Annotated in this window: 21 protein-coding genes; 11 read left to right on the forward strand and 10 right to left on the reverse strand. The window is 60.5% G+C overall.

Translation table 11 applies throughout. The features are described 5' to 3' along the window. Positions 1 to 24: 24 nt before the first annotated feature. From brxC to AB5Z54_RS06675, 3 genes are all read right to left on the reverse strand, one after another. Entirely contained in the window at positions 25 to 3,687 is a 3,663-nt protein-coding gene (brxC, locus tag AB5Z54_RS06665; RefSeq protein WP_368160912.1) for a BREX system P-loop protein BrxC, read from the reverse strand. 78 nt (positions 3,688 to 3,765) lie between these two features. Beyond that, a complete protein-coding gene (locus AB5Z54_RS06670) occupies positions 3,766 to 4,458 on the reverse strand; it encodes a DUF1788 domain-containing protein (protein ID WP_368160913.1) in 693 nt (230 codons plus the stop codon). 1 nt (position 4,459) lies between these two features. Next, positions 4,460 to 5,110: a DUF1819 family protein gene (locus AB5Z54_RS06675; protein WP_368160915.1), complete on the reverse strand. Its 651-nt coding sequence runs from the start codon at positions 5,108 to 5,110 to the stop codon at positions 4,460 to 4,462. Positions 5,111 to 5,758: 648 nt separating this feature from the next. Here AB5Z54_RS06675 and serC point away from each other — a divergent pair. The 4 genes from serC (at position 5,759) to AB5Z54_RS06695 (ending at position 10,240) form a co-directional block, all read left to right on the forward strand. Beyond that, positions 5,759 to 6,883 carry a 3-phosphoserine/phosphohydroxythreonine transaminase gene (serC, locus tag AB5Z54_RS06680; RefSeq protein WP_368160917.1) on the forward strand — a complete coding sequence of 375 codons (1,125 nt, stop codon included), beginning with the start codon at positions 5,759 to 5,761 and terminating at the stop codon, positions 6,881 to 6,883. Positions 6,884 to 6,955: 72 nt separating this feature from the next. Further along, on the forward strand, positions 6,956 to 8,119 hold the full coding sequence (locus AB5Z54_RS06685; RefSeq protein ID WP_006235446.1) for a phosphoglycerate dehydrogenase: 1,164 nt from the start codon (positions 6,956 to 6,958) through the stop codon (positions 8,117 to 8,119). 219 nt (positions 8,120 to 8,338) lie between these two features. After that, positions 8,339 to 9,517, forward strand: coding sequence for a M20 family metallopeptidase (locus AB5Z54_RS06690; RefSeq protein ID WP_368160919.1), 1,179 nt, complete (start codon positions 8,339 to 8,341; stop codon positions 9,515 to 9,517). Positions 9,518 to 9,556: 39 nt separating this feature from the next. Beyond that, entirely contained in the window at positions 9,557 to 10,240 is a 684-nt protein-coding gene (locus AB5Z54_RS06695) for a DUF1015 family protein (RefSeq protein ID WP_368160922.1), read from the forward strand. A 129-nt stretch (positions 10,241 to 10,369) separates the two neighbouring features. On the opposite strand, the gene AB5Z54_RS06700 is transcribed toward AB5Z54_RS06695, so the two are convergent. From AB5Z54_RS06700 to AB5Z54_RS06710, 3 genes are all read right to left on the reverse strand, one after another. After that, complete coding sequence (locus AB5Z54_RS06700; RefSeq protein ID WP_368160924.1) at positions 10,370 to 11,005, reverse strand: histidine phosphatase family protein; 636 nt, start codon at positions 11,003 to 11,005, stop codon at positions 10,370 to 10,372. A gap of 17 nt (positions 11,006 to 11,022) precedes the next feature. Then, positions 11,023 to 11,565 carry a histidine phosphatase family protein gene (locus tag AB5Z54_RS06705; RefSeq protein WP_346978777.1) on the reverse strand — a complete coding sequence of 181 codons (543 nt, stop codon included), beginning with the start codon at positions 11,563 to 11,565 and terminating at the stop codon, positions 11,023 to 11,025. Positions 11,566 to 11,648: 83 nt separating this feature from the next. After that, entirely contained in the window at positions 11,649 to 12,320 is a 672-nt protein-coding gene (locus AB5Z54_RS06710) for a nitroreductase family protein (protein ID WP_368160926.1), read from the reverse strand. A 235-nt stretch (positions 12,321 to 12,555) separates the two neighbouring features. On the opposite strand from AB5Z54_RS06710, the gene AB5Z54_RS06715 reads away from it, so the two are divergent. Continuing rightward, positions 12,556 to 13,158, forward strand: a complete 603-nt coding sequence (locus AB5Z54_RS06715; RefSeq protein ID WP_117797862.1) for an HdeD family acid-resistance protein — start codon at positions 12,556 to 12,558, stop codon at positions 13,156 to 13,158. After that, positions 13,159 to 13,641 (forward strand): YaiI/YqxD family protein, encoded by a 483-nt coding sequence (locus AB5Z54_RS06720; protein WP_006235439.1) that lies wholly within the window; start codon positions 13,159 to 13,161, stop codon positions 13,639 to 13,641. Positions 13,642 to 13,747: 106 nt separating this feature from the next. Here AB5Z54_RS06720 and AB5Z54_RS06725 read toward each other — a convergent pair whose 3' ends face one another. Continuing rightward, positions 13,748 to 14,842 carry a putative manganese transporter gene (locus AB5Z54_RS06725; protein WP_035137276.1) on the reverse strand — a complete coding sequence of 365 codons (1,095 nt, stop codon included), beginning with the start codon at positions 14,840 to 14,842 and terminating at the stop codon, positions 13,748 to 13,750. 170 nt (positions 14,843 to 15,012) lie between these two features. Here AB5Z54_RS06725 and AB5Z54_RS06730 point away from each other — a divergent pair, with 170 nt between their 5' ends. From AB5Z54_RS06730 to AB5Z54_RS06750, 5 genes are all read left to right on the forward strand, one after another. After that, the gene (locus AB5Z54_RS06730) at positions 15,013 to 15,981 is read left to right on the forward strand and encodes a 3'-5' exonuclease (protein ID WP_035137278.1); all 969 of its coding nucleotides are present in this window, start codon (positions 15,013 to 15,015) and stop codon (positions 15,979 to 15,981) included. A gap of 351 nt (positions 15,982 to 16,332) precedes the next feature. Next, a complete protein-coding gene (locus AB5Z54_RS06735; protein ID WP_368160928.1) occupies positions 16,333 to 17,523 on the forward strand; it encodes a putative endonuclease domain-containing protein in 1,191 nt (396 codons plus the stop codon). Positions 17,524 to 17,943: 420 nt separating this feature from the next. Then, positions 17,944 to 18,309, forward strand: a complete 366-nt coding sequence (locus AB5Z54_RS06740) for an ArsR/SmtB family transcription factor (RefSeq protein ID WP_035137284.1) — start codon at positions 17,944 to 17,946, stop codon at positions 18,307 to 18,309. Positions 18,310 to 18,372: 63 nt separating this feature from the next. Then, a complete protein-coding gene (locus AB5Z54_RS06745; protein WP_035137286.1) occupies positions 18,373 to 18,591 on the forward strand; it encodes a cation transporter in 219 nt (72 codons plus the stop codon). 100 nt (positions 18,592 to 18,691) lie between these two features. After that, on the forward strand, positions 18,692 to 20,644 hold the full coding sequence (locus tag AB5Z54_RS06750) for a heavy metal translocating P-type ATPase (protein WP_368160930.1): 1,953 nt from the start codon (positions 18,692 to 18,694) through the stop codon (positions 20,642 to 20,644). A 223-nt stretch (positions 20,645 to 20,867) separates the two neighbouring features. On the opposite strand, the gene AB5Z54_RS06755 is transcribed toward AB5Z54_RS06750, so the two are convergent. The 3 genes from AB5Z54_RS06755 to AB5Z54_RS06765 form a co-directional block, all read right to left on the reverse strand. Continuing rightward, positions 20,868 to 21,245, reverse strand: a complete 378-nt coding sequence (locus AB5Z54_RS06755; RefSeq protein WP_349130136.1) for a metal-dependent transcriptional regulator — start codon at positions 21,243 to 21,245, stop codon at positions 20,868 to 20,870. Positions 21,246 to 21,453: 208 nt separating this feature from the next. Then, entirely contained in the window at positions 21,454 to 22,224 is a 771-nt protein-coding gene (locus AB5Z54_RS06760; protein WP_368160932.1) for a Cof-type HAD-IIB family hydrolase, read from the reverse strand. A 6-nt stretch (positions 22,225 to 22,230) separates the two neighbouring features. Continuing rightward, positions 22,231 to 24,090, reverse strand: a complete 1,860-nt coding sequence (locus AB5Z54_RS06765; protein WP_368160934.1) for an ABC-F family ATP-binding cassette domain-containing protein — start codon at positions 24,088 to 24,090, stop codon at positions 22,231 to 22,233. Positions 24,091 to 24,237: the final 147 nt, after the last annotated feature.

The raw sequence follows: 24,237 nt of genomic DNA on the forward strand, positions 1-24,237 counted from the left end.
CTTTGGTACCGGTGGCTCCGCGGGTTAGTTGATACGGATCTCGTCGTTTGCAGCGAGCTCCTGCATAAGGCGAGAGCGCAGGTCGTCCACGTAGCGCTCCACGTCCTCTGCGGACAAGAGACGACTCGGCTTGGCCAGATCGGCGCGGCGCACGGTCTTGATCTTGCGCTGGGGCTTGGACGCGGGCACGGGCGCAGACGATGCGGCACCCTTGTTGGAGATCTTCTTGACCACCTCACCCGTACTCGTGACCTCGATGCTGCGGCGCTCGTTGTCCATACGCATGCGGGCCTCATCCACGGCGTCGTACATCTCGTTGGCTGCCGCGCTGAGCCAGTCGCCCCAGTTAGTCGCAGCAACGCTCAGCTCGTTGAGGCTTTGAGCACTGTGGGCACGGTTTTTGAACGACTCGTATTTGGCGCCGGCATCCGCTATGGCATCCTTGGCTTGATTGACAAAGCCCTTTTGACTCTCAGCCTGCGCCTGCAGGTCTTGCAGATCATTCTCGATGCGGCACAAAAACTCATTGCGACGGATACCCAGCAGCTTTTTCATGTCGTCCTCGACGGGATTCATAAGCGGCTGCAGATCTTTAATGCGGCCGTAGGGCTTGGGATCTTTGAGGATCTCGCGAACCTTTGCCACGTTCTCAACCGCGCTAGGAATGTCATCGGAGGCATACTCGATACCCTCGGTGCGGCTCAAGAAATCCTTGGCGTGGTCAAACGCTGTTCGTTGGTTGGACTCGAAGAACTCAACCACCTTGTCAAAATCTTCCTTGGCATTGAGCAAGCGGTCCTCATGCTTGGTAAACATAGTCAAAAACGCCTCGGACTCACTCTGATCCTTAAGGACGTCGGCGACCTCCGAGCGCATCTTCTCGCACTCGTTCTCGCCGGGATACGGGTAGGCCGGCTTGATGCCCGTGTAGTAGTCGCGTGCTATGGCGAGACACGCCTCGCGCAAGTCCTCAAGGCGCTCCTTGAGCTCGGCCACGAGCTTATCCTCGTTGGAGGGCACGGTCTTGAGATCAAACAGGTCACGCATGAGCTCGCCCGTGGCGCGCAGTAACCGGTCGCTTATGCGCATGCGCAAGCGCACCTGGGCCTTATCGGCATCCTTGCGAAGGAGTGCCACCATGCGGCTGTCGTTAGCTTGAACCGTCTGACCGCCAAACAGCACCCGTGCGCGCTGCTCCACCACAAGCTGCGCCACCACATTTGCGATGTCGACCTCGCGCCAGCCAAAGGGCCTTTGCTGGTACTGGCGCTGGATATCGCCCATAGCGGTATCCAGGTGGCGCTGGTGCTGAACTTTGAGGTAGTCCTCGACCTCTTTGAGCGCACGCGTGTTACCCGCGCCCATGCCAGCGAGCCCCGCTTGAACGTTGCCCGCCAGAGTGGAGCGGATATCGGAATCGCTCGTGACCGGCGCGCCGATATAGTCGGCCTTTTCAAAGACCACATCGCACAGCTGCGCCAGCACTTGCTCAAAGACCTGGGCGGGTTTGGCCGCGCGGACCTCAACCATGCGGCCGTTGACCGCGCAACGTGCATGGAGCACGGCCTCGCTCAAAAGGGTATCGGCCTCCTTCTCGTTATAGGCCGCCTCGCGCATCTTGGACTCGACGATCTGGCGCGTACTCGGCTGAAGCTCCTGGAGATTTCGCGTCTTGGCGTACTTACGGATCTTGGCAGCGTTGACGAGCGTCTCCCAATAATCCGCCTCGTCACTCAAGACCACGATGGCTTTGCCCGAAGAAGCCAAGGCCAGCTCGGTATCGTCCGCACGGCCCAGGTCGCTCGCCATAGTCGCCACGTAAAGCTCCATGCCGCCCATGCTGGTACCGTGGATTGAGCCGTCCACATAGCGGTCAAACGGAAAGTCGTTGGCCCCGCGGTTGAGTTTGCGCGCGGTATAGATGCTGTCGAACAGACGCTTTTTGATAGACTCGATCACCTGCGCGTTATCGATCGAGGTGCGTGCGATCTCCTGCGCTATCTCCTGCTCCTCGTCGGTGAGGAAGCTATAGGTATCGCCCTGGCGCGCCACGTAGTTCTCGCGCTCCAGACGGGCAAGGGACTCCTTGACGCGGTCCTTGAGGGCGCGCTTGTCCACGTCGATGCCGTCTATCATGAAGATGGAGATGTTCTCGACCGTGGCCTTGACGTAGCCGATGTAACGAATCAGGTACAGAAGCTTGAGCACCTGAACGTCGTAGGGTTCAAGGCCCTTTGCGTCCTCGGCCGCGCGGACCGCGCGATCGACCACCTGGATGATGCCGTGCTCAAGGTCTTTGGAGATAGTGTTGAAGAAGCGCCAGAACGGCACGAGTGCACCGGTCTGGTCATGCTGGATGGCCTGAGTGCTCTCCTGGAACGCGCTCAGCATGGAGCGCTCGCCTGTGGACATGTGTTTGGCCTTGACACCGTGTTTGCGCACCTCGGTCATCACGTCGGGCAGGAGCTTAAACTGATAGCCCACAAACGGGTAGCTGGCCACAAAATCCTTGGAGTTGGCGTAGCCGGCAAGGTCGGAGCGCGAGCCACCCTCAAAGGTAAAGTTGTTTTTGAGCACGGCGGTGTCTTGCTCGTAGACCCGTGCAAGCATATCGGCCGCCGGCGCGGTCTTCTCGAGCACACGGCGCTGGATGACCTCGTCCACGCTGGAGCTGGAGAGCGAAAGGCGGGTATTGAAACGGCCCTGGATCTTTGAAAAGTCGTTGCCCACGGGCAGGCTCAGGTTGTCGATGGCCTCCTGGCTCGTGACCATCACCCACACGCGGCCACCGCAGGCAGCACCCAGCTCCTCGACGATGGTCTGAAGGCTCAGCATAAGGCTTGGGTCCTTGTCGTTTGTAATAAACTGACCCACCTCGTCGACCATAAAGAGCAAACGGAAGTTGCCGCCGTGGCCCGCCGTCTGAGCGTCCACGTAGTCCTTGACCTTTTTGGCAAAGACATCGGGGGCCAAAACCTCGTCCTCAGAACCCTCAAGCCAGTTCCATGCGGCCTTTTCGCTCATGCCGAGCACGCTCTGCAGCACCTCGACGACGTCGTCCTCAAAGTAGCTGTAGGTGTCGCGGGCCTGGAGCCAGGACTCGCCGTTGACGCGCTCAAAGGCCTCGCGGAACTCCTGGGTCTTGCCCAGGGAATCGATGTAGTCCTCGAGCTTTGCAAGCTTGAGGTCCTCGCCGTAGAAGCCGCGCGCCTCGTAGAACATGCGCTCAAAGCCGCGAAGCAGCGCCGTGGGAGCCGTATCGCCCTGCTTCCACTGGCCCGCCTTGCTATCGATGTTAAAGAGGATGGCCTGCGTGGGCACCGAGCAGGCGCGCTCCATGGCAGCCGCGACCATGGGGTCGACGATCTTGCCGTCAAAGTAGCGGATGGCGCTCTTGCCGCCGATCTGGCGATTCTCGAGCAGGTAGCTCAGCATCTTGAGGAAGTGCGATTTACCGGAACCGAAGAAACCACTGATCCACACGCCGATCTTGTCGGTGCGCGCATCGATAGCATCGCCGTAGGCCTTGAAGAACGTGGCAAAGTGCCTCTGCAACTCGCGCGTCACCACGTACTCGTCAAGCTCCTGGCGGATGGACCCATCTTTTGAATCCTGGACCTTGACCACGCCGTTGATGGAGCGGTTGATGTCTTTTGCAAAGAGGTCGCGAATGATCGTGTTGTCCATGGGTGCTCCTTTGGGTTTGGGAACGTTATGGCAAAGGGTTGTTACCAGCGGCAGGGACTTGCCTGCGGGGAGCCTTGCTTACGAGATATCGATGGCGCGGTAGTAGTTGTCGGCTGGCAGACGGTTAAAGAGCTGGAAAGAAGAGCCGTTGAAACTGCCCGGATAGGCGGCGACCACAGGCACCTCACCAAAATCCGCAAGCATGCAGTGGAGAAGCGTGTGTATGCGAAAGAACGGGAAAACCTCGCCCGCGCCGGTGAGGAGAACGACGTCTCCAGGCGCGTGCGGCTCGGTCTGCTCAAGGATGTACGCGGCGACTTTCTCGGGCGAGGCGAACTTGGCCACGTCCTCGAGCACGCGCTGGGTACCGCGGCGCTCCTCTTGGTGCGGGATAGCCTTGAGGACACGGCGCTTTTCGAGAATTGCCAGCACGGCGTCGTAAAGGTTCACGACCTTGAGCGTGCATGGAAGCTTGTCGGCCTCGGCATCGCGTGAAAGGGTGTCAAATAATGCACGCGCCTCAAACTCCAGCGCGGGGTCATAGCAAAAAGTGTGGAAGCCGATCTCATTGCCTATGCCCTTGTTGGCCAAAAAGTCCTCGCTGCACAGGCACTCGCGCAGAAGCTGCGCACGGCGCTCAAATTCCTGACAGGCGCGCTCGGAGCGGGCATGCGCCGCCACGACGCTCTTGCGGGAATGGATGCCGATATTGGTGGTGAGATCGGTCGCCGGGGTGATAACAGGGTCGACGGCGCTTTTGACGGGAGCCACGCTACATCACCACCCTGCCGGTAAGGGCCGCGATAAGCGACTGCTCGCCCAGCTGAACCAAGGCTCGCTCGACATCGGAATCGAGGAAGAGTGGTGACAGGCGCTCGGACTCCGGGCCCTGGCCCTCGCCGATAAGACCGGCATGGCGGAGCGTCTGGCGGAGCGAGCCCTTAATGCGCTTGACCGTGGCCTCAGTCCAGCGGGCCGCGTCCGGATACTCCGTGGTAAAGCGTGTCATAAAGGCGTTGAGGTCAACCGCCGTAAAGGCATAATCGAAGTTTTGTAGGCGCTCCCCTACCTCGACGAACACGAACTCGCGCACGATATCGTAGCGGCAGATCATGCTGTAGAAGATGGCCTGGTCCGCCTGCGTGGGAGTGCCGGATGCCATGAGCCTGGTTAGGGATGACGCAGCCTCGACGGCGGTTTTGGGGTCGATGCCGCGCGCGGCGCATACGGCGTCCGTGGGCACCATGGCGTCAAGGCGGCGAAGGCACACGGTTGCGCGGTTGGCGACCATGCGCTCCGTGGGATATTGAAAGAGGTTCTCGCTCTTTACGCGTACAATGACCTGCTCGTCGCTTGCGCCCTGCATACGAAGGGCAGCGACGATGCGCATCTCATGCGGGAGGAATTGCTCGCGAGTGAGCACCCCCCCCCCCCGAACGCTTTTTGTGGTTACATCCACAGTACACGCTCCAAGGGTGTCAAAGGCTGTCACAAGTGCGCCGCAACCCGGCAGGCAGGCGCGGCGCACATGACAATAATCATACCTGTTGGTAAAAAGTTACCACGCCCAGAGTGTCAAATGTTGAGTAACAAAATTTAATCCGGTTAACGGTCATTTTCGCAGTTTAGAAACTTTAACGAGGTCGCCCCAAATCACACTTGCCAGACAACCGCGCTTACGAATGCAGGCACGCACACGCCCAACGCCACCCTCCGCTACGCTCAACATAGAGTTATACATATGATTCTATGTAAGAAGTTTCATATGCCTGTCGTAAAGCCTATTTCTGATCAGACGCGCGCGCTAACTACCATTCAGGAACGCGAAGATCACATTCAACGTACCATCGCTCATGGTTACGACGACCTCACCAACGGTCGCGTGCGCCCCTGGAAACAAGCGAAGGCCGAGGCGGATCGGATGCGAGCCTCGAGATAAACCCTCCCCCCATGTAACAACCCTGTAAATCATAGCGGCGCACTCGGGTTTTGCTGTGATGCGGTCGCGCCTGACGCTGCACTGTGCTAAAGTATCCCGAACGTTCAAACGACTACGAGGGGGAACTAGAAGATGGCACGTGTGCACAACTTCTCAGCTGGCCCGGCCGCGCTACCTACAAGCGTGCTCGCCGAGATCGCCGACGAGATGATGGACTACCGCGGTTGCGGCATGTCCGTGCTCGAGATGAGCCATCGATCTAGCATGTACCAGCAGATCATCGATGACGCCGAGGCAACCCTGCGCCGGCTGCTGAGCATCCCCGACAACTACCGTGTCCTGTTTTTGCAGGGCGGCGCCACGTTGCAGTTTGCGGGCATCCCCATGAACCTCATGCGCCGCGGCCGCGCCGGCTACGTCGTGACCGGCAACTTTGCCAACAAGGCGTACAAAGAGGCCGCCAAGTACGGCGAGGCCGTGCTGCTCGCGAGCTCCGAGGACACCAATTTCGACCGCATCCCCAACATGGCCGACATCAACGCGCGCATTGCCGCCGAGGCCGCGGGCGACGGGCTCGACTACGTCTACATCTGCCAGAATAACACCATCTTTGGCACCATGTTCCACGAGCTGCCCGATTGCGGCGACGTGCCGCTGGTCGCCGATGTCTCGAGCTGCTTTCTGTCACAGCCGCTCGACGTTGAGCGCTACGGACTCATCTACGCCGGCGCGCAGAAAAACGCCGGCGCCGCGGGCGTCACCGTGGTCATCGTGCGCGACGACCTGATCGCCGACGGCCCGGCCTTTGCGCAGACGCCGCAGTACATGGACCTTAAGACCCAGGCCGCCAAGGGTTCCATGCTCAACACGCCCAACACCTTTGGCATCTACGTGTGCGGCAAGGTGTTCCGTTGGGTTGAACAGACCGGCGGACTTGCAGCCATGGCCGACCGCAACTGGGCCAAGGCCAACCTGCTCTACGACCTGCTCGAGCAAAGCGAGCTGTTCCATGGCACCGCGCAGGAGGCAAGCCGCTCCATCGCCAACGTCACCTTCCGTACCGGCGATGCCGACCTCGACGCGGCCTTTGTCGCAGGTGCGGCCGAGTACCAGATTCAAAACGTCAAGGGCCATCGCCTCGTCGGCGGCATGCGCGCCAGCGTGTACAACGCCGTCACCATGGAGGACGTGCAGGCGCTGGCCACGTACATGAAGGACTTCGAAGCGCAGCATAGTTTGAGTCCGCGATCTAACTAGCCCGCAACCCGCGGGCCGACCAGCCATCTCAGACCACCCTGTTTAGATCAAAACCTGCTAAGGAGTTTTTCCATGCGTAAGATTAAGACCATCGACGACATCACTAAAGACGGCAAAGTCGAGTTTGGCGAGGGCTACGAATTTGTAAGCACCGCCGAAGAGGCCGACGCGATCCTGATGCGCTCGACCGACCTGCACGGCTACGAGCTGCCCGAGGGCATCCGCGCCATCGCCCGCTGCGGCGCCGGCGTCAACAACATCCCCGTCGAGGAGTACGCCAAGAAGGGCGTCGTCGTCTTTAACTCCCCCGGCGCCAACAGCAACGCCGTCAAGGAGCTCGTCCTGGGCATGTTGGTGCTTTCGAGCCGCGGCGTAGTGCAGTCGATGAACTGGGTGCGCGACAACGCCGACGACCCCGAGATCCAGGTCGATGCCGAGAAGGCCAAGAAGGCCTTTGTGGGCCGCGAGCTCAAGGGCAAGCGCATCGGCGTCATCGGCCTGGGCAACGTGGGCTCCAAGGTAGCCAACGCCTGCGTCGATCTGGGCATGGACGTCTACGGCTACGATCCGTTCATTTCCGTCGAGCACGCGTGGGTGCTGAGCCGCGAGGTGCAGCGCGTGGGCACGCTCGAGGATCTGTGCCGCGGCTGCGACTACCTCACCGTGCACGTGCCCAGCAAGGCAGACACCATCGGCATGATCAGCACCGAGCAGATTAACCTGCTGGCACCCGACGCCGTGCTCATCAACTACGCACGCGAGACCATCATTGACGAGGACGCCGTCGACGCTGCCCTGCGCGAGGGCAAGCTGAGCTGGTTTAGCTGTGACTTTGCCACGCCCAAGACCGTCAAGATGCCCAATACGTTTATCACCACGCACTCGGGCGCCGGCACCGGCGAGGCCGAGGCCAACTGCGCCGATATGGCCATCAGCGAGCTCAAGGATTACCTGGAGAACGGCAACATCGCACACAGCGTCAACTATCCCGCCTGCAGCATGGGCAAGGCGCGCGCCGCGAGCCGCATCGCCTGTCTGCACGCCAACGTGCCCAACATGATCGGCCAGATCACAGCCATTCTCGCCAAGGACAACGCCAACGTGCAGCGTATGACCAACGAGTCCGCTGGCGAGAACGCCTACACCATGTTCGACACCGATGAGCACCTGGACAGCAGCACCATCGAGGCGCTCAAGCAGATTCCGTCGATGTATCGCGTGCGCGTAATCAAATAGCGCCGGCTGATCTGACGGGCAGTTCCCCATGTGGCCTGCCCGTTACTGACATTGAATGCCCGCGGGGGCGCCTTTCGCATGAGAGGCGCCCCCGTTTTTGTAAGCACTCCATTAAATGCACCGAGCCGCTTCTTGGCATACAATCTGTATGTTGACCTAACTATCTGTGAGGTGCCTATGGTTGATACAGATTTTGCTTGGCGGCTTACGCAAAGACTCGTGCGGATCGACAGTTCCGACCCAGGTGCGTATGAGGGCGAGATTGAACGCTATATCAAAGCGTTGGTTGAGGAACGGTTAGCGCAGCTGAGCCATCCGGTACTCGATGCCGTGCAAATTGCAGAGCTCGAAGTACTCCCCGGGCGCCGCAACCTTATGGTCACCGTGCCGGGACTGGGCGACGAGGCGCGGCTGGTCTATATCTGCCACATGGATACCGTTACCTTGGGCGACGGCTGGGACGCGGACATTACGCCGCTCGGGGCGGTCGTGCGCGACGGCAAGCTCTACGGCCGCGGTGCCTGCGATATGAAGGGTGGCCTGGCCTGTGCCATTGCCGCACTGGTCCATACGCTCGAGCGCGTGGCGGCGGATGGCGCGCTGCCCCGCCGCGGCTTTTCGCTCATCTGCTCGGTCGACGAGGAAGACTTTATGCGAGGCTCCGAGGCAGCCATCGATGCCGGCTGGGTCGGTTCGCGCGAATGGGTGCTGGACACCGAGCCCACCGACGGACAGATCCAGGTGGCGCACAAGGGGCGTACGTGGTTCGAGATTGAAATGGCTGGCGTGACGGCGCATGCGAGCCAGCCCTGGAAGGGCGCGGATGCCGTCGCCGCCATAGCCGAGGTCGTGTGTTCGCTCCGTCGCGCGTTTATGGCGCTGCCCGCGCACGATGAGCTGGGGACTTCGACCATCACGTTTGGCCAAATCGAGGGCGGATATCGCCCCTATGTCGTGCCCGACCGCGCCAAAGTCTGGGTCGACATGCGTCTGACCCCGCCGACCGATACGGCCGCCGCGACGCGCATGGTAGAGCAGGCCATCGCCGTCGCCGAAGCCGCCGTTCCCGGTTGCCATGGCAGCTACACCGTGACGGGCGACCGCCCCGCCATCGAGCGCGACCCGAACTCTCCCCTTCTAGCAGCGCTCATGCGTGCCGCCGATGACGTGACGGACGTGGACACGACCGTCGGCTTCTTTACCGGCTACACCGACACCGCCGTCATTGCCGGCAAGACAGGTAACCGCAATTGCATGAGCTACGGTCCCGGGTCGCTCGCGCTCGCGCACAAGCCCAACGAATATGTGCCCCACGCCGATATCGTTCGTTGTCAGCAGGTGCTAATCGCGCTCGCCGATAACGTGCTCTGGAGCGCGGATAGCCAAGTTGGGGCATAATATGCCGCGAACAAACCGACTCGCGCGTTAGGACCGCCCATGAAAGCACTTCCGTTTCCCTGCATCCGCCCGGCTCAGGACCGCGTGCTCGAAGCGCTGCCGCAGATGGGCGGCATCTTGAGCGGCAACGACGCCCTGCGCGGCGCCCTTGCCGATGGCCTGATGCTCAAAGACCCGGGTGCGGCGTATTACGTGTACGAATGCTCGGGCGAGCCGGGACGCGTGACGGGTGTCGTGGCGATTTGCCCGACGAGTGTACTTGCGGGCGGCAAGGGCGATGCCAGCGCTGACGTGGCCGCCGCTGCGCACGCGATCGCCGAGCTCAAAGTTCAGCCGCGCCCCGTGTCGCTCGCCTACGAAGCCTCGCCCGTCATGGATATCATCCTCGGCGCCGCAAAAGAGGGCGCTTCACTCTATGCCGTCACCGACCCCGCCGGCATTACGCACCGCGTGTGGGAGGTCAAGCGCGAGGACGCCGTCGGCGCCATCCGTGCCATGCTCGACCAGGCGCCGGAGCCGACACTGGCCGACGACCCCGCCTACGCTGCCGCGCTGGTCGGGGCATCACAGCTCCTGGCCGACGATGCCCGTGCCGCCGGCACCTACACGGGCAAAGAGCCGTTCAACTTTACCGTAGCTGTGCTCTTCCCCGCCGCGCAGGTCAGCGGCGGCGTGCCGCAGGTTCCGACGGGTCTGCTCACGCACCAGGTCGCACGGTTCTAGCAAGACCAAACCGCCCGGCACAAAAATCGGCAGCTCAACAAACAGGGGGCGGAGATGCAGCAGGTGCATGCATCTCCGCCCCTTTTGCGTCGAGAAGTTATGCCGGCGACCCGAGCCGCCACGCTCGCGTTATCCGCGCTGCGGACCTGCAGTAGCCACAAGCGGTTCAAGGCCCAGCTCGCGTGCGTAATCCTCCTGCGTAAAAATCTCAATCAGCTCAAACGTGTCGGATTCGTCGTCAAACGCAAAGTGCAGCACCGAGCAGTTGCCCGACACACGGTCGCGCTCGTCGGCCGCCGCGCCCTTCACGTGGTCCATGAACTCCTTGATGGCAGAGCCATGGCTTACCGCGAGCACGCACGTATGGTCCGGACGCTGCATAAGCTCGGTCAACGTCGCCACCATGCGCTCGCGCACCTGCATCTGGCCCTCGCCGCCAAACTGGCGATAGAAGTCGCGCCACGGGCGCTCAGGCATGAGCACCACGCGCTCGGCCTCAAAGTCGCCAAAGAACCACTCACGCAGGCCGTCCAGGCGCTCGTACGCCAAGCCCGGCCACAAGTTGGCGATAGTCTGCTCGGTGCGATGAAGCGTGGAGGTGTAGGCATGATCGGGCTCAATGCCGCGAGCACGTAAAAACATGCCGGCGCGCGCCGCCTGGTCGCAACCCAACTGCGTAAGCGGCGAGTCACTCCAGCCCTGAATAATGCGCTTAAGGTTGAATATCGTCTGTCCATGACGGACCAGATACAGATCTTTATTCATAGGGGTCCTTTCGTTCGTTACCAACCCAAGAGCGAAAACGCCCCGTCGCAATAGCCAAAATGAAGCACGGCACCGTTGTCGGGTAGTTCTCCCTCGCCAGTCACATACTCAAGAAACTCCTGGCAGGCTGAGCCGTGGGAAACCGCCAGCACGCAGTCGTGTTGCGGCCTGGCCATGATGCGGGACAGCGCCGCGACCATGCGCGACTGAAGCTGCACTTCCGACTCGCCGCCAAAGGCCACCGGATAATCGCCCCAGGGCCGCGGCGGCATCTCGCGATTTGATGTGCCCTCCAGCGAGCCAAAATGCCACTCACGCAGGTCATCGACCAGCTCAATGGAACGGCCCTCGCCAACGATAAGCTCGGCCGTATGCCGCGCCCGGCCCAACGGCGAGGAATACACATGATCAAAGGCCACGCCACGCGCCGCAAACGCCGTACGCGCCGTCAGCGCCTGCTCGCGCCCGCGCGCCGTAAGCGGCGAATCGTGCCAGCCCTGCAAAATGCTCTGCACATTGAGCTCAGTCTGCCCATGCCGCACCAAATACAGATCTGCCACACACCCTCCCCTCGTACCACCACAAAGGGGACAGGAGTCTTTGTGGTGATTTTGCCGCCGGATTGCGCCGCAACGACGCACAACTACAGCAGCACGTCTGCAAGCGGACGCTTGGGTACGTGGTGCACCCGCGCCTCGTCGCGCCAATAATTGATGGAGCCGTCGGGGTTGGAATCGATCGCATCGATCACCTGTGTCTCGGCCGGAACGCCAAACGCCATGATCAGCTTGAGCTCATACTTGTCGTTATCGAGCCCCATGGCATCGATTGCGTGGGGCGTAAAGGCCTTGAACATGCAGGCTGCCACCTCGGGCGTAGCGCTGCGGGCGGCGAGCATCATCGTCTGTGCGGCAATGCCCGTGTCGACCTCGGTAATGGGAGCGGCGGGCTTACCCGGAACGGCGCGCTCGGCCAAAATCGCGATGTAGCCGGTCGGGCGCTCGCCCTCGGCAGGACCCGGCCAATCCTTAAGCGCGCCGGCCCATGCAAGCTCATCAAATACACGCGCGCAATCCTCGGCACCGCTCACCACATGAAAACGAAGACGCTGAGCATTGGCACCACAGGGAGTCAGGTGCGCCAGCTCCGCCAGCTCAAGCAAAAGCTCACGCGGCACGCGCATGGACTCGTCAAAGCGACGGCACGTGCGGGCGCGGCGAACCAACGCATCAAACGCGTCCAAGCCGAGCTTTTCACAACCTTGCTTTGCCATCGATTCGACACCCGACGGCGTCTCGGGAACTGCTTCGTTCATAGGGACCCCCAATACAAGCCAATTGTCCTTAGGAGAATCTAACCTAAAACCTAGGCAATAACGAACAGGGCTGCAATGTTCTACACCTGTTGAATAGAAAATCGCGACGTGGGGAACAACGGAAACAATTCGGGACCTTTGGGTTACGTTTCGCCCTTCCCGACCCATACGCCAGCGCCTTTAAGCGATACTGGTTGTAACGATCAAGGCTTACGCCGCACGGAAAGGAGACATTATGGGCATCTTTAAGAACGATGACCAAAAATCGAGCCAGTTTGGATTTGACGAGAAAAGCATGGCGGGCAAAGCCGTCAAGGCCGTACGCTGGATCTACGCCATCACGGGCGTCTTAGCGCTCATTGCTGGTATCGCGCTGCTTTTTGCACCCGCCAAGTCCCTCGTCTTTTTGACGACTGTCCTGGGTTTTTACTTTGTAATCACTGCTGCCATTAGGCTGTTCACTGCCATTTTTGAGCCGCTGCTGCCCACCGGCTGGCGCGTGACGAGCATCATCTCCAACCTACTCATTATCTTGGGCGGCGTCATAATCCTGCGCAACCAGGCCTTCTCGACCGCGACGCTCACCACGATGGTGGTTATCGTGGCCGGCTTTGGCTGGATTGTCGAAGGTGTCATGTCCATTCTGGAGTCCGAGCTTTCGTCCAACCGCGCCCTCGCTATCCTGAGCGGCGCACTCTCCATCATCGCCGGCATGTTCGTGTTTATCTATCCGCTGTGGTCGGCCAAGATGCTCGTTATCTTTAGCGGCGCCGCGCTGCTGGTGTTTGGCGTTACGCTGATTGTTCGCGCTATTCAATTTGGCAAACTGGTGCACTAGATGCCGCGAACGCTCTTTATTGATGCCGACGCCTGCCCGGTCACGCGCGAGTCGATTGACTGCGCGCGGCGGGCGGGCGTCGCCGTTGTTATCGCCGGCAACAGCACGCAAAATCTGGAACGGCACATTCGCCGCGACGACCCGCGTGATGCCGAGCACGCGCGACGCGGCTTTTGGGTCACGACGCTCGATGTGAGCGTGGGCGCCGACAGCGCCGACTTTGCCATTGTCGAACGCCTGCAGGCGGGCGACGTAGTCGTGACGCAGGACATTGGCTTGGCGAGCATGGTGCTCGGCCGCGATGCCGCCGCAATCGGTGTGCGCGGGCGCGTCTACGACAAGGCGACCATCGACATGCAACTGTTTATTCGCCACGAGGAAAAGAAGGTGCGCCGCGCCGGCGGACGCACTCGCGGACCGGCGGCATTTACCAGCGAAGACCGCGCTCGTTTTAAGCGAAACCTCACCGAGCTGCTGCGCTAACCAAGGTAGATTTTTGGGACGTGCCTAAAAATCTACCTTTTTGTTTTGGCAGCGGGGAATGCCCTGGTCACAGGGGTAGATCGTAAGACATGTCCCAATAATCTACTTAAAGGCCAACGGCGGATAGGATGAGGCCCCAGCCGGCACCGATGACGTACATCATGATCAGGAACAGGACGTTTTCGCGGGCGCTGCGGTTGGTGCGGAACAGCACCAGGTAGCCCACACCAGCAGAGATGAGCGTGCCGGCGAGCATCGGGGCCAGCTGCAGCGCGCCTTCCAGGTACAGTTGTGTGATGACGACGCTGGCCGAGCAGTTGGGAATCAGGCCGACAAGCGCCGAACCCAGGACGGCGAGCGTCTCGTTGCCACGCAGGAACTGCTCGATCGCGGACTCGCCGAAGGTCTCGAGCACGGCGACCAGAATCAGCGTCACCAGAAAAATGAATACCGATACCTGCACGGTGTGCGAGATGGCGCTGCGAATAATCGACAGGAGGGGCGCGCCCTCGTGAGAGTGGGAGTGACCGTGGCCATCATGGTGTTCATGCTCGTCCTCATGACCGTGATCGTGGCCATGTCCGTGTTCGTGCTCGTCCTCGTCCTCGTCCTCATCGCAACCGCAATGGTCGCGCTCGCACAGCTCATGGATGTGATCGGCGCTCACGCCCGCCTCGGCCACCTCGTCGATGATGTCACCGCCAGTGTGGTCGTCGTGCGCGCAGTTCACATGAGCCGGATTAGCAGCGGTCCCCAGCACGGTACGGCGAATCGCCGCATGTGCGCGAGCGTTACGACGCAGGCCGCGAATGGCGGCGTCCACGATAAAGCCCGTGACCAGCGCGATCAGCGCCTTCGAAGCCAGAAGCATCGCCATGGTCTGCACGGGAACTTGCTCGGCGAGCAACAGCGGCAGCATCTCATCGGAGGTCGAGAGAAACACCGCCACCAGGGTACCCAGCGTCGCGACGCGACCGGCGTACAGCGTGGCCGCCATTGCCGAAAAGCCGCACTGCGGCACCATGCCCAGCAACGAGCCAACCACGGGGCCCGCGGCTCCGGCACGCTTGATGGCGCCGTTAACGCGGTTGCCCGCAACATGCTCGAGCGTCTCGAGGGCCAGATATGTCACCAACAAAAACGGCACCAGCGAGAGCGTGTCCTTGCCGGCGTCGAGCAGAATATCAATCAACAAACCCATGACGGATGGAACCTTTCGTGTCTTTCGGCAGCATTGTAAAAGTCCTAGCGGTCAACTAGGGTATTGTAGTTATCCTAGGCGCGATGCCAATAGTTGCCCATGGTAAACTATCATCTCGCCACATCTTAATGACTCAAAGCCGCACCGCGGCCCATCCAAGGAGCAGTTATATGAACGTTTCACAAGCACTCGAATACGAGCGCCAGCCGTTTATTCCCATGTTTATCTATGGCGATCATGGCGCCATGGAGTCCGAGCGCCAGAAGGGCGAAGAGGCCCTTAAGGTGCTCGAAACCGAGTACTTTACCGCCGAGGGCGACCCCAGCTTCGACTTTGCCACCGTGCGCGACCTGGCTGACCGCAACCGCGACCTGTGCGACCAGATTGGCGAGGCGCGCCTGCGCAACGTGACGCCCGCGACGCTTTCGCGCGGTCTGTCAGACGCCGACACCTGCGCCGCCATCGGCAAGATGCAAAAGCGCACCGCCGCGTCCGTCATGCGCGAGATCCGCGGCGACCGCGACGCGCTCGGCGTGGCGTACGCCCGCAAGCCTATCCAAGGCACAGTGCTCGGCATCGACATCGAGACCACCGGCCGTGCACCCGAGCGCGGCTACATCATCAACGTGGGCTGGGAGATCATGGAGCTCACCAGCGACGCCGTCCCGCACGACGCCGAGGCACACTACTGCGGCCTGCCCGATATCTACCGCGGCGAGGATGTGCCGCTGTCGAATATCCACCACATCACCTGGGACGACATCGACGGCAAAACGCCCTTCCGCGAGAACAAAGAGCTGCAAAAGCAGCTGCTCAAGCTTATGAAGAAGTACCCGTACATGGCGCATAACGCCGCGTTCGAGGACAGCTGGTTCAAGATCCACCTGGACGGCTACGCCGAGGCACGCCGCGCGGGTAAGATTATCGTCATCGACTCGCGCCAGATTTGCCGCAGCTTGGACGCCGACGTGCGCTCGCTCCCCCGCGAGTCCGCCCCCGCTGCGCTCGAGAACTGGGCGCGCCGCCGTGGAACCCTCGCCGCCGACGCCAACGAGCAGCATCTGGGCCTCGACGACACCGACCTCATGCTCCGCACGGTTCAGGCCGAGTTCAACCTCAAGAACCTGTTTGCCAAGTAGAAACGTCTACGACAAACTCCGGCGTAGATCACGAGCGGCCTCGCAGCGGGAAACCCCGCAGCGGGGCCGCCCTACGTTCCACAGATAGATCTGCCATCACAAATTCTGAACCCTCATTTTGAACGATTTCGGCCAATTCCCGACACGCAATTCGTTGTCGGATGGTGATGCATCGATATCAAATGTGCAGCAATTGAGTATTTCTATGCTATAGCCGAGCTGCGAAAACGTTTATTTATGGCATACCAACCCATAACTGCGTCAAGCTTTTGGACAGCATTTGGTTAGACCTCTAAAACGGCTTTTCCACTCAGCGCCATCAACACGGCATTAGCTGACACGATATATACCATGAGTATCGTATTGTCACATACCACTGCAAAAGCGGTCTACCAGGCCGCGCATTCGGTGTCTGCGAAAGGCATCGAGTCCTGTAACCCTGCCGCGATTTACGGATCATGTCCCACCGGAACGCTCCTTGACGCAGCCGCAGAATGGCTCACCAAACATGATGTTTCCCTCGACGCAAACGATTCCCTCGAGGTGATGGTGTTTGATCGCAGGAATGCGCACTATGCAATGAACTGTCAATGCCACGTTTCTTCAAAACGATTCTCGAACTCACGCTTTATAGAGCTCAAAGATGGCATCTTCATTGTTGGCGTTGAGCTTTGCGCACTTCAGGCCGCCACCTATCTTTCTTTTCGCGAACTAGTGGAGTACTACTTTGAACTGTGCGGCGCTTATTCCCTTGGAACCGACTCTTCCACCTCCTATACCGAGCGTTTCGCGCTCACCTCGACCGAGAGGTTAAAGCAGTTCTTTAATTCCATTACCAGATGCGACGGTCTGGCCCTTGCCCGAAAGGCGATCCAATGTGTGCGCGACGGATGCCGGTCTCCCATGGAAACGGCATTTGTCATGATGCTAACGCTGCCCAAAAGCGAAGGAGGGCTTGGTATTAAGGGAATTGAGACCGATTACGAGGTGCAGGTCACCACTGCCGCAAAGAATCTCACGAGACGCAAAAAGTTCTTTATGGATGCGTATCTAAAGAAATCTCGCACAGACATTGAATACAACGGTTTTTATCATGACGCGGAAGAAGACCGCGCCATCGATGAGGAGCGCAAGAATGCACTTGCGTCCATGGGGTACGGAATCATCACCGTCAGCCGTTATTCCTTTATGCATGCCAGCTCTTTTGTTAGGGTCATGGAAGCAATCCAGCGGAAAGAGGGCATACGCCCCTCGCGTCTGCCAAAAGACTTTCAAATCATGCAAGAGGACCTGAGACAGTTTGTTCTCAGAAGGTTTATAAAAGAGAAAAAGCGAATTCAGAAGCAGCTTCGCCAGGATTCCAAAGAGCGTCAACGAATCGACCTCGAAAAAGCAACACTCGAAGGCATCACGCTGGATGACCCGACAATTAATGAAGTTCCGACAATCGATGACATGCAGACTGTCGAATCCGACAACCCATCATTTGCCCAAACAAGCAGCCTCACGCCCGAGGGCAGGGTCTTCGGGGCCGGAGACTAGGCCGGCTAACAAGGTGGGTACCCTAGCGACGTGCAAAATTGCGAGTATTCAGCAGGGTCGGGTGTCTATCACCCTCGAGTGGATCCAAATGTGGAGCGAAATCACTCTTGCGTGAGAGCGTTAGGCAACATTTGAGGAAGAACTCATCAGATTAACACCCTAAGATAACTTTTGAACTGCATTATATGACCTGCAATAAATTAGCGGACCCCCTATAGTTGCAGAATACTCCATTTTTTGCACGGCACGAGGGTACCCACCTTGGCATCGACTATCAAAAAACGCTCAGTCCGGGATCTCGTCCACTATTCCCCATCATTTTGTACAACGAATTACCTGAACGTCATTGACATATGAACATGCACTCATATAATCGAAAGAAAATTATATGAGCGCATGTTCATATGAAAGGATATTGCAATGAGCATCCGCGTTGATGAAACGAAACTCGACATCGAGGCCACCGAACCCGCGATCCCGACCACCTGCTCGCCCGAGGACCTTCCCGACGAGGAGCTTCTCTACGACCTCGCCGACCTGTTCAAGGTCTTCAGCGACACCACGCGCATCAAGATCCTCTATGCCCTCATGGGCCGCGAGCTCTGCGTGGCAGACATCGCCGAAGCGACCGAAACCTCGCAGTCCGCGGTGTCGCACCAGCTGCGCACACTCAAGCAGTCGCACTTGGTTAAATTCCGGCGCGACGGGCGCAATATCCTCTACTCGCTCGCCGACGACCACGTCTACACCATGCTCAACCAAGGCATGAGCCACATCTGCGAATAGCGACCAACCACGGTACCAGCGCGGCCTGCACCCAAGCCGCAAATACAGAGAAAGGAACCCACCATGAAAAAGCAGTTTAAACTCGACGAGATCGACTGCGCCAACTGCGCGCGCGAGCTTCAGGACGAGCTGGCCAAGCTCGAGGGCGTCAAATCCGTGTCCGTCAACTTTATGACCCAGAAGCTGACGCTCGAGGCCGATGATGCTGAGTTCGACGAGGTGCTCAACCGCGTTGTAGAGTTTACGGCCGACGCCGAGCCGGACTGCGAGATCATTCTCTAGCCCAGGTTTACGCCAACCTGCAAGGCCGCGATTGCCGCGGCCTTTGCTCGCGAAATTATATGAGCGAGTGTTCATACATTCAAATGGGAGGATACGAGTCATGGCCACCGCCGACCCCAAGAAGAAAAAGAAGAAGCGCAAGAAGAAAGAGTCACTCGAGCATAAGCGCAACCGCATCCTGGTAGCGCTGGGCATTTTTGCCGTGGTGTACGCCCTCGATGAGCTCGGCACCCTCACTGCCGCATTCGGCACCCCGGGCGACATCTACGCCAGCTTTGTGCTGTTCCTCGTGCCGTTTTTGATTGCCGGCTACGACGTACTGCAAAAGGCATTCAATAACATCCGCCGCGGCAAGGCCTTCGACGAGAGTTTCCTTATGGCAGTCGCGACCATCGGCGCGTTTGCCATGGTGCTCTTCCCCGATACCGACCCGCACATGGCCGAAGGCGCCGCTGTCATGCTGTTCTACCAGGTCGGCGAGCTGTTCCAGGCATACGCCGTGGGCAAAAGCCGTAAATCGATCAGCGCCATGATGGACATCGCACCCGACTACGCCAACGTCGAGCAACCCGACGGCACGCTCGAACAGGTCTTCCCCGATGACATCGCCGTCGGCACCGTGATTGTGGTCAAGCCCGGCGAGCGCGTGCCCATCGACGGCGTCATCGTCGAAGGCGAAACCCAGCTCGACACCGCCGCCCTTACCGGTGAGTCGGTCCCCCGCCCGGCCAAAACCGGAGACGATATCATCAGCGGCTGCATCAACATGACGGGGCTCATCCACGTGCGCACCACCAAGCCCTTTGGCGAGTCCACCGTCGCGCGCGTCCTGGAGCTCGTAGAAAACGCCAGCGAAAAGAAGGCGCGCACCGAGAACTTCATCACGCGCTTTGCCCGCATCTACACGCCCGCCGTCACCGGCGCTGCCGCGGTACTCGCGCTCGGCGGCGGCTTGGTCACCGGCGCCTGGTCCGACTGGATCCTGCGCGGCCTGACTTTCCTGGTCGTCAGCTGCCCGTGCGCGCTCGTGATCAGCGTCCCGCTCAGCTTCTTTGGCGGCATCGGCGGCGCGTCCAAGCTGGGCGTTCTCATCAAGGGTTCTAACTACCTCGAGACGCTCGCCGACGTGGACACCGTCGTCTTTGACAAGACGGGCACCCTCACCAACGGCACGTTCTCGGTGGTCGCGGTACACCCCGAGGCCGGCTATACCGAGCAGTCGTTGCTCGAAGTCGCAGCCCTTGCTGAGTCGTTCTCCGATCACCCCATCGCGCAGTCCGTACGTGTCGCCTACCAGGGCGAGGTCGACCCCAAGCGCGTTAGCAACTCCGCCAACGACGCGGGCCACGGCGTGACGGCAACCATCGACGGCAAGCACGTCGTCGTTGGCAACGCAAAGATGCTCGCCGCGGCCGGAGTCGAAGCGCCCGATTGCGAGGTCGTCGGCACCATCCTCCACGTGCTAGTCGATGGCATCTATGCCGGCCACATTGTAATTGCCGACACCATAAAGGCCGATGCAGAGCAGACGATCCGCGACCTGCACGCCGCCGGCGTCAAGCGCACCGTCATGCTCACGGGCGACCGCGAGGAAGTGGCTGCTGCGGTGGCCAAGCGGCTGGGGCTCGACGAGTTCCACGCGCAGCTGCTGCCGGGCGATAAGGTCGAGCGCGTCGAGGCGCTGCTTGCAACCGAGAGTGGCAAGGGCAAGCTCGCCTTTGTGGGCGACGGCATCAACGACGCGCCCGTGCTTACGCGCGCCGATGTGGGCATTGCCATGGGCGCTATGGGTTCTGACGCTGCGATCGAGGCCGCCGATGTCGTGCTCATGGACGACAAGCCGTCCAACATTTCCCGCGCGATCCGCGTGGCACGCAAGACCATGACGATCGTCTGGCAGAACATCATCTTTGCGCTGGGCGTTAAGCTGCTGATCCTTGTGCTGGCAGCGCTGGGCATCGCCAACATGTGGCTTGCCGTGTTCGGCGACGTAGGCGTGGCGATCATCGCCATCCTGAACGCCATGCGCGCGATGGGTGTCAAGAACTTGTAGCGTTCGTGGGCTGTCCGGCCGGGGCCGGGCTTGGTTTTGAAAACGTCCTCGACCAATGAAGTGCCCCCGTTCTGCTCCTTCGGAGCTACGAACGGGGGCACTTCTGGTCTGCGGAATGTTTTCAAAACCAAGCCCGGCCCCGGCCTGCGGTAACGTTGCTGGCGGTTCTTGGGCATCGCTTGCTGGCGGGGTTCCTTGTCTGAGTTGGACTTAGTTGGCGGGGCTACTGGTCCCGGTCGCTGTCCCGTCCCAGCATCGCCCTCAGCTTCTCGAAGCTTTCCTCGCTTAGGCAGTGCTCCATGTGACAGCCCTCTTGCGACGCGACCTCAACCGAAACACCCGCATCCTCCAGCAGCCCCACGAAAAAGCAGTGACGCTCCCACATTTGGCGAGCGACCTCCAGACCACGCTCCGTCAGATGAACGTCGCGCTTGCCCATTTCGACATAGCCGTTGCTTTCCAGCGTCGCCATGGCCTTGGAAACGCTCGCCTTGGTTACGCCGAGGTGCTCCGCAACGTCGATCGAGCGCACGATGCCCTGACGTTCCGACAGAACGTAGATCGATTCGAGATAGTCTTCTCCGGATTCACGTAGGGCCATGGGCCGCCTTTCGCGATGATTGCTAGTTAGCCTCTGGATACTTTCCACGGCTAACTTTACCGCAAAAGTTGCCCATGTCTTACTACTTTGTCTAAAAGTTAGCCGTGTTTCACAAAACGTGCGGGACGAAAACAAAATGGGGACGCCCCGCAAGGAGTGTCCCCCAGCTGCCGGCAGAAAAGGAGCATCCCTAAGTGCCGAGCCGCAGTTATAACAGTCCAAAGTGCTTCGCGGCGTTGTAAATTCCGTCGTCGTCCACGGCGGTCGCTACGTAGGTCGCCGCAGCTTTCACCGTGTCCTGTGCGTTGCCCATGGCCACACTTGTGCCCACGGCCGAGAACATCGACAGGTCGTTCTCGCCGTCGCCAAAGGCAATCGCCTCGCTCGCGTCGATACCAAGCCGCTCGAGCGTCGCCGCCACGCCCAGGTCCTTGCCGCCGTTAGCGGGAATAATGTCGCAGAACAGGTCGCACCAGCGCGTGGTGAGCGAATGCGACACAGCGTCGGTCACGATATGTTCGTCGGCAGGGTCCACGAAGGCGCAGAACTGATAGACCGGCGCGTCAAAGGCATGCTCAAACGGCTCCTCGTGGTAGACGATTCCCGCGTTGCTGCCAGCCGTCACCACGCGCTCGGACAGACGGTTCACAAACGAGTTCTCGCCCTGCATGCACAGCGAGTCGTAGCGCCCCTGCGCCACCTGGTCCACAATCACCGCGACGTCGTCCGGATCGATCGGGCAGCTGCGGTAAACCCCCTCGGCATCAAAGCAGTGCTGGCCCGAAAGCGTAATGTACGCATCCCAGCCCAGGTCGAACAGCCAGTCCGGCATCTGGTAGGTCGGACGGCCCGTGGCGATCACGCACGCAATCCCCTGCTCGCGAAAGCTGTCGAGCACCTGCTGCGCCGACGCCGGAATCCGGTGGGTCTTAAAACTCAGCAGCGTGCCGTCGATATCGAAAAACGCGGCTTTGATCATTCTCGCCTACTCCTCGCCCTCGAGCTTTTCGCTCGCCTCGAGCCACGCCATCTCCAGCTCGTCCATGGCAGCGTGAGCCTCGTCGATCTTTGCCTGCTGCTCGCCGAGCACCGTATAGTTGGTGGGATCGACCTGGGCCATTGCTGCCTCGGCCTCCTCAACGCGGGCGCGCTGCGTCTCCATCTTGCGCTCGAGCGAGCTCACCTCACGGCGAAGCTTCTGGCGCTCGGCGTTGGAAAGGCCATTGGGCTGACCGCTTGCCTTAGGCTTTTCGGCCGCAGCCGCCGCGGCACCGGTGTCAAACGTGCCGGTCTTGGCGCTCGGCGCGCCCACGGGCTCGCCCTCGGCGGTAGCGTTGCACAGGCGCAGGTACTGGTCCACGCCGCCGGGCATATGCGTCAGGTGGCCGTCGAGCAGCGCCCACTGCTGGTCGGTCACGCGCTCCATCAAGAAGCGGTCGTGCGTCACCAGGATCAGCGTGCCGGGCCAGCCGTCCAGCAGATCCTCGACAATCGCGAGCATGTCGGTATCCAGGTCGTTGCCCGGCTCGTCCAGGATGAGCACGTTGGGCTCGTCCAGGATCGTCAGCAGCAGCGACAGACGACGGCGCTGGCCACCCGAAAGATCGCCGATGCGGCTCCAGAGCTGCTGCGTCGTAAAGCCCAGGCGCTCGCAGAGCTTCTCGGGCGAGGTCTCCTTGCCATCGATGACGTAATACTTCTTATAGTTGCTGAGCACCTCGCGAATCGTGTCGCCCATGAAGGGCTCGAGCTCCTCGAGCTGCTGCGACAGCACGCCAAAGCGCACTGTCTGGCCAATCTTCACGCGGCCGCGCGTGGGCGCAATTTTACCCTGGATCACGTCGAGCAGCGTCGACTTACCGGCGCCGTTCTCGCCCAAAAGTCCATAGCGGTCGCCCGCTCCGATGAGCCAGGTCACGTCGGAAAGTACCTGCTTGGGCGCGCCATCGGTATCCGCATAGCCGGCGTCCACGTCGACCACATCGATAACCTGCTTGCCCAGGCGGCTCACCGCCAGGCGCTTGAGCTCCAGCTCGTCGCGTACGGGCGGTACGTCGGCGATGAGCTCGCGAGCGGCATCCACACGAAACTTGGGCTTGGTGGAGCGCGCTTGGGCACCGCGGCTCAGCCACGCGAGCTCCTTGCGCGCCATGTTGCGACGACGCTCCTCGGTAACCGCGGCCATGCGGTCGCGCTCTACGCGCTGAAGGATATATGCGGAGTAGCCACCCTCGAAGGGATCGACCTGGCCGTCGTGGACCTCCCACATGCTGGTGCAGACCTCGTCCAGGAACCAGCGGTCGTGCGTGACCACGAGCATGGCGCCCTGACCGCGCTGCCAGCGGGCCTTTAAGTGACGCGCGAGCCAGTTGATGGTGCGCATATCCAGGTGGTTGGTGGGCTCGTCGAGCATGAGCACGTCATAGTCGCCGATCAGCAGGCGCGCGAGGTCCACGCGACGGCGCTGGCCGCCCGAAAGCTCGCCCACCGTGCCCTCCCAGGGCACATCGCTGATGAGGCCGGCGAGGATCTGGCGCGTGCGGGGGCTCGACGCCCACTCGTACTCGGGCGTGTCGCCCACAACGGCATGATGCACGGTATCGGTGTCGACAAGCTGGTCCTTTTGGCCGAGCAATCCAATCGTCGTGTCGCGGCGGTGCGTCACGCGGCCGTCGTCGGGCTCCAACGTGCCGGCGAGCACGCTCAGCAGCGTCGACTTACCGTCGCCGTTTTTACCGACAATACCAATACGGTCGCCCTCGCCCACGCCGAGCGTCACGCTATCGAAAATATGCTTGGTGGGAAACTCTAGGCTGACGGAATCGCATCCCAAAAGAATCGCCATATGCCCTGCTCCTTCGTAGAAATTCAACGTTGTCCATGATAGCAGCGAGCCCCACCCCAAACCACCACGAAGGCGCCTGTCCCCTTTGTGGCGGTCGTTTCGGTCGCAGAGCAAAAAGGCGGGCCATCTCCCGCAAGAGATGACCCG

Source organism: Collinsella aerofaciens (assembly GCF_040910185.1).
GTDB classification, from domain to species: Bacteria; Actinomycetota; Coriobacteriia; order Coriobacteriales; family Coriobacteriaceae; genus Collinsella; species Collinsella aerofaciens_BF.